We start from the raw sequence: 6,075 nt of genomic DNA, 5'->3' as shown, positions 1-6,075 counted from the left end.
GAGTTTCATGGATGGTTTTAGTGTAACAGTTACACTAAGACCAATTTGGGGAAAATGGCTTGTTTTCAAGCTTTTTAGCCATTTAGTGTAACTTTTATGAAAAGTTCAGATTCTGCCAAAAAATCCCTATTTTTCAAGGTTTTTTACAATCTATCATTTTTTGAGTGTTACTTTTTCAGGAAGTTAAGGATTACTGTTGATCAGTTTGTTAACGCCCGACGTTTCTATTTACGTGATTACACAGTCAAATTCTCTGTGGAAGACAGCAGTGCTAAATTTATCAAATCAGGAGGTCTTATATTTCCATTTAACTTTTTTACTGTCACGAATTATATATTGTCCTTAATGTATCTATTATTTTCTGTTTTTCACTCCCTCTTACACTCATAGGTTCTTCTTTCAGCCTTCTGTTTACTTTTACCAGAAGGTGCATAATCGGTATATTCACCCTCTCAAACCAATTTTTATGTATCTGTTCGACTTTATACTGGTATAAACGGGCCTGTTCAGATGTGCCGTATTCTTTAATATATAAATCTGTGAACGCTTTTAGATGGACAATTCGAAAATTGAATAAATTCTGCAGTCGCTCGTATGTCATATCCCCCGAATGCTTCACTGTGTCCTGAATCGTGGAGATTGTATATTGATTCATCAACGCCAGTGCTACAGAAACACCACAATCAACTATATCCATTTTTCCTGTCTTGATCCCCACATCTATGCCTTGGATTATTGCTGTGGAATCGCAAAGACATTCTTCTGTCATGTCAGTCTCATCAACCGCTTTTTTTATCATCGCTGCAGTGTCTGCATTTTTGTCAAGTACATAATTATATATCCTGTTTAAGAATCTTTTTTTAGACTGAATACCTTCTCTGTCATAATTCGGATTCTTATGAATAAAGAAATGGAAAAGCTCATGTGCTATCAAAAATGCCTGCTGAACAAATAAATAACTGGGTATATGGTCAGCTGCTCTTTCTCCCATATAATCTTGGATGACATGTTCGATATTATTCATATATTCTCCAGCAAAATGAATTGCAGCGCTCATCTTATGCCGGGTGAAGCATTCTTCTGACATAATTTTATAGAATAATGCCTCTACCTGCAGGGATTTATCTTCTTCAATAACAAATTGATTAAGAAGATGCATATATTCCAGTAAATAATGATCAAAAACTAAATAACATTGTCCATTGCTTTCCTGTAACATATAAGTCTTTTTTTTAATCGTATTAATAGAAATCAATGGAAAATTTTCTATGTTTAGAGCCTGAACAATATCGTTATAATATACTTCTGTCTCTTTATAGCTTAATTCTTGATCTCTTGTAATTGTTCCCTCAGTAATAATTCTTTTTATAAAATCTATTCTATTCATTTATTGAATGTAATTCCTCATCTACTATCTTCATAAATGCTTTCAAATTCTCTGGTTCTTTTATTAGCGCATCTAAATCACTACTCTTAACAATAATTTTTGTTTCTCCAGCAGAAGATACTGTCACCTCAAATTCATTTTTCGAATGATTATCCTGTTTTCTCTGCATTTCTATTTTGTCTTCTTTCATTTTTTTCTCTGTCAACTCATTCTGCTTTTTCTGAATACGGTACACAAGAATGGCCTCAATGATAGACACAATTGCAGGAATGGCCACTTGTAATATATTTGATAAATCAATTGTAACTTGGATAGACAATGACATATCAAATCCGTGTTCTGTCCGAATGAAAACATAATCCGGATACGTATTTTTCAGCTCACTAAAAATAGAAACTTCTTCATTTGTTATTTCACCAATATTTAGCATTTTCATTTTCAGATGCTGGAAACAAAAAATGAATCCGCATCTCCCTCCTCTCCAAATTTTTATATACATGTGCAAACTAATAATCTCAATTATCTTTTAAATTATACTTTAGATTTTTTGTCATGTGAATATAGTTTTACATATATTATCTGCGGTAATCCTTCAGAAAAACTTTTGAGCAAATACATTGGACAAGTCCATTTTCTTAAGACATCTCTTAAAATTATTCTCTTCTTTGAATTCATCCATATTTTGAAATTTCTCTCCAAATGCCCGGTTGATCGGTGTAATATACTGTTTTCCTATTTTTTCTGCCTTCTTCATATTGTCCAGGGCTTCTTGAAAGCCTTTGACATGAAGCGGTTCATCACTTTCGTAATCAAAAAAATGATAGATTCCAATCTTTCTGGTAACGGTCAATGACTTCGCATGCTTTAATGGATTTTTCCTTACCGGACAATCAATGGACACCTTGCATGCAGCTTTTTCAGTATTATTTATCGTATCCTGCAGCCATTTTAAGTACCACTGCTCTGTTTCTCCCTCAACACTGAAATAATATTTATTTGTTGGTTTTCTCTTTGCCATCCCTATCCCTCTTTTTCATCACATAAGATTTCTTCAAAGATCGGTGTAAAATCAATATCCTTTATTGCTCCATACTGACTGATGAAATACTTGCTCATATAGTCTTCATGCTTACGAACACCCTTATCACCTGTTGTGCCAAAATCAGATAATGCGTATAATACACTGTCATGGGTATCATCGTCACGCTCAACAAACTTAATCTCGTCTCTCCTAAAAAGGTTTGAATTCAAAAATATCGGATTATGAGTATTAAATATAAGCTGCGCATGATGAATATTTACATCATCATTATGAAATACATTGATAATACTCATCAATGCAATCGGATGAATAGATGCGTCAAATTCGTCCACCACCAGTGTTCCACCTGTTTGCATTGCTTTAATTACAAGTGGAAACATATTGATAAATCGAATCGTTCCATATGACTCAAAAATGTCTGCTGCAACCGCCGTAGTCTTTTTGTTTTTCATATTTTTAAATACAGAATATAATTTTGCATCCGGCTCGTCATCGCTCACGACATATCCCACTGCATTTGAATTGATTCCAAATAATTTTGCAGCTTCATCTGTTGTTTTTTCAACATAGATTGCTTTCTTTTTTGGATCTGCAAATCTTTTAATCAGTTGCATCGAATCCGCACGATAAATTACCATAAACTTATTCGTAAACCAATCAACAATCAGCTTTGTGAATTTAGGCGAAAAAATCAACTTAAAACCATTCGTTAAAAATAATTCTTCCTGATTCAAACTATTTTTTGCAATTTCATTTACACTTTCTGCATTCTGTTCTGTTATATCCGACAAATAATCTTTAATAACCTTTAAGTTTTCTATTTTCAAATCTTGCGTACGTTCAAATACTCTTTCTCCATTGACCTCCAACATTTCTGCAAGGATTTTTCTTTGATGCTCTTCCTCAAGAAAGGTTCCAAGATCGACCTCTAATTCATAGTGTATTTTAAATTTATGATTCTCTCCATCTTCCTCATAAAATTCTATTTCAAAGCATACCGGTTTTGATTCCATTTCATTATTATTTGGAATCAATTCTAATGCTGCTGCAGCTGGGTTTGGTGATGATTTTTCTTCAGAATTTCCGATATTTCCTCTCAAAACAATTGCCCGCAATACATCCATCGCACCAATAATATTAGTTTTTCCTGCCGCATTCGGTCCATAAATAACAGAAGAACTTAACCCCTTTATCTCTTTTCCTTTTATTTTTGTCTTCATAAGACTATAATCTAATCCCTTTTGTTTTGGCGCAGCTACCATTGAAAAGCTTGCCTCTTCTACAAAAGATTTATAATTTTTTGTTTTAAATTCAAGAAGCATTTTATTACCTCCATTCTGCTTATTTTTAACAAAATCACATTTATATTATAATCTTATTGTATGATAGAGTCAATTTTTTATTCTTATTTTGCGTTTTTTCTTCAAAATCATTTTTATCAAGTCAGGGAATCTTTATATCATAGATTCCCTGACTTTTACTGTGAACTTCCAGTTTTTTCCGCCTAAATCGAGGGTCGCTATATCTGTGACTCAAAATAACTCTATTTTTCCGTCTTTTCTCCATCTGATCCTGCATTTAAAAAGTTCATGATCTCCTCATATGACCGCCCACTTTTTACAACCGCTGACAGTATCTCTTCTTTTCTTATGGCATCCCTCTTGTCTAACAGTTCTTTCAGATTTGCTGTTGCCTGGTCATACTTTTTCTTCGCTGCGACCACATCAGCCTCTGCTTTTTCAATCTTTTCTTCCAATGCTTCCCTACTTGTTTTCCTTGTTCTTGCCATCCTTATTTTCTTTCCTTATTCTGCTTTTTTCAGTTCCTTACTCAGCTCTGATGCAAAGTATTTTATACTATTCGCATCCAGTCCAAAGGCTTTCAATATTACTTTCTGGTTCGCTGTTACTGCATGATCCAGACGGTATATATTGTCTAACTGACGTACCATTTCTATTTTTTCCAACTCTTTTATTGCCGCCGGTACAGTCATATAGTTCAATTTCTTATCCAGTTTTTTCATTTCTTCTTTTAGTTTTATATACATCTTGCAGCGCACTATCATGGCTACAAATTCAACAAATATCTTCGCTCTTGCTGATTCTTCTGAATACACCCGGATGCTCTTATTCCCCAGATATGATTTGTCTCCGCGGAATAGTTTCTCCGATACATCCCTGCTCTTGTACAGTTCGATTGCTTCCTTCGCACTCATCTTTTCCGATGTAACGATACAAAAATATCCTGCCAGATCCAGTTCTCTTTCTACCACACTGCACTGTTCTTCTGGTAGTATAAAAGCCTGGCTCTTTTCATCATAATGAAGGTTAAAATACTTCTCAAATCCAGGACCGAATTCCTTTACCTTATTCTGGTACTTTTTCAGATACTGCGTCATCTGGTTGATCCGATTTTCAATCTCTATCCGTTCTGCGCTTTCTTTGGAAATACTATGATACAGATGAAAATAACGCTCCTTTTTATCACTTGCATACAGTTTGTGCCGTATTGTCTTTCCGTAAACTCCATATTCATAGATATTGTTCACCCGCTTATTTTCAAATGTCCCTTTATTTTCCAGGATCAATTCATTCACAAGGGCAGACATCCCTTTCACCATGATAACAAAACTATACCCACATTTATCCATATATTGTATATTCTCGCAGCTGAAATATCCCCTGTCCAGAATGAATCCGATCTTCTTGTAACCATATCCGGATGCTTTATCCAGCATGAACTGAAGCTGGGAGATATCATTCAGACTGCCAGGATATTTTTCGTAAAATAACGGTTCTTGATTATGGGTGTCATACGCAACTGCATAATTAAATACCGGCTCTCCAACATCTACTTTCGGATGCCCAAATTCGACCATTTTTATATCTCCGGCCTGACAGTTTTTATTCGTTGAATCATAAGAAATATAGATCTTTTCGTGGTAATTCCGTGGCTCATTCCATGTATTCAGAAAGCCTGTACTCTGGTCATCTGTTACTGAATTCAGAAAATCTGATACGGTTGAATCACTGTATTGTTTCATCTTTTCCGTAAAAAGCGGATGGTTATATGTATAATCCGGATAATACTGTGCTGCATTATTTTCTGCTATGATTGAATAAACCGCCAGATCTAAAAACAGCCCTATATCACGCAATCTAAAATACTTTCCAAGGATATCGTTCAAGCTGCATTCTTCTATGATCTTACGCAGTACAAAGTATGCTCCTACCCTGAGACAGCTGCTTCTGGAAGTCCTGTTTTTGCTTTCCGGAAGCTCTGCATCGGGGAAATATTTCAGGAAATTTTGATTCGGTTTCATGAATTCCGGATCTGTATCTGACAGTTTTCCGATCGTTACTCTTTTGGGAAAAGTATACTTCCGGGATGGATCATAAACCCGGTCATACTCATACTCTATATATACAACATTTGACTTTTTTCTTCGTGTAATCTTGCCTTTTACGATTGGTACTTTCACTAAAAAATCCAGATACATAGCGCCCTCCTTTTAGGCGGCTATCCGCCTAAAATAATTGTACTATATTTGCTAACTTCCCATTTTTTTCCTACTCACACCCTGTTATTAGCTAAAACAAAAGGTTTTAAAGTTTTTTGCTAAGTAAACATACCTACTCATTTATCC

Annotated in this window: 6 protein-coding genes; all 6 read right to left on the bottom strand. The window is 34.8% G+C overall.

Annotation, left to right across the window (positions count from 1 at the left end; translation table 11 throughout):
* Nucleotides 1-322 precede the first annotated feature (322 nt).
* Nucleotides 323-1,387: a hypothetical protein gene (locus tag ACTNES_RS18865; protein WP_195982561.1), complete on the bottom strand. Its 1,065-nt coding sequence runs from the start codon at nt 1,385-1,387 to the stop codon at nt 323-325.
* Nucleotides 1,380-1,823, bottom strand: coding sequence for a hypothetical protein (locus ACTNES_RS18860; RefSeq protein WP_195982560.1), 444 nt, complete (start codon nt 1,821-1,823; stop codon nt 1,380-1,382). The genes ACTNES_RS18865 and ACTNES_RS18860 overlap by 8 nt, the downstream gene beginning before the upstream one ends.
* A 156-nt stretch (nt 1,824-1,979) precedes the next feature.
* On the bottom strand, nt 1,980-2,405 hold the full coding sequence (locus ACTNES_RS18855) for a hypothetical protein (protein WP_441040375.1): 426 nt from the start codon (nt 2,403-2,405) through the stop codon (nt 1,980-1,982).
* Nucleotides 2,406-2,407: 2 nt separating this feature from the next.
* A complete protein-coding gene (locus ACTNES_RS18850) occupies nt 2,408-3,751 on the bottom strand; it encodes an AAA family ATPase (RefSeq protein ID WP_441040374.1) in 1,344 nt (447 codons plus the stop codon).
* A gap of 221 nt (nt 3,752-3,972) precedes the next feature.
* Nucleotides 3,973-4,218 (bottom strand): hypothetical protein, encoded by a 246-nt coding sequence (locus ACTNES_RS18845; RefSeq protein WP_173684812.1) that lies wholly within the window; start codon nt 4,216-4,218, stop codon nt 3,973-3,975.
* Between the two features lie 15 nt (nt 4,219-4,233).
* The gene (locus ACTNES_RS18840) at nt 4,234-5,928 is read right to left on the bottom strand and encodes an IS1634 family transposase (RefSeq protein WP_441040373.1); all 1,695 of its coding nucleotides are present in this window, start codon (nt 5,926-5,928) and stop codon (nt 4,234-4,236) included.
* Nucleotides 5,929-6,075: the final 147 nt, after the last annotated feature.

This window comes from Blautia sp. HCP3S3_D9 (genome assembly GCF_052063845.1).
Classification (GTDB): domain Bacteria; phylum Bacillota; class Clostridia; order Lachnospirales; family Lachnospiraceae; genus Blautia_A.
Note: the sequence above shows the minus strand (reverse complement) of the source record. Positions and strands in the feature narration are given on the sequence as shown.

Excerpts from the sequence above, each read along its gene's own strand:
- ACTNES_RS18865 (WP_195982561.1), bottom strand. The coding sequence starts at position 1,387 with ATGAATAGAATAGATTTTATAAAAAGAATTATTACTGAGGGAACAATT.
- ACTNES_RS18860 (WP_195982560.1), bottom strand. The coding sequence starts at position 1,823 with ATGAAAATGCTAAATATTGGTGAAATAACAAATGAAGAAGTTTCTATT.
- ACTNES_RS18855 (WP_441040375.1), bottom strand. The coding sequence starts at position 2,405 with ATGGCAAAGAGAAAACCAACAAATAAATATTATTTCAGTGTTGAGGGA.
- ACTNES_RS18850 (WP_441040374.1), bottom strand. The coding sequence starts at position 3,751 with ATGCTTCTTGAATTTAAAACAAAAAATTATAAATCTTTTGTAGAAGAG.
- ACTNES_RS18845 (WP_173684812.1), bottom strand. The coding sequence starts at position 4,218 with ATGGCAAGAACAAGGAAAACAAGTAGGGAAGCATTGGAAGAAAAGATT.
- ACTNES_RS18840 (WP_441040373.1), bottom strand. The coding sequence starts at position 5,928 with ATGTATCTGGATTTTTTAGTGAAAGTACCAATCGTAAAAGGCAAGATT.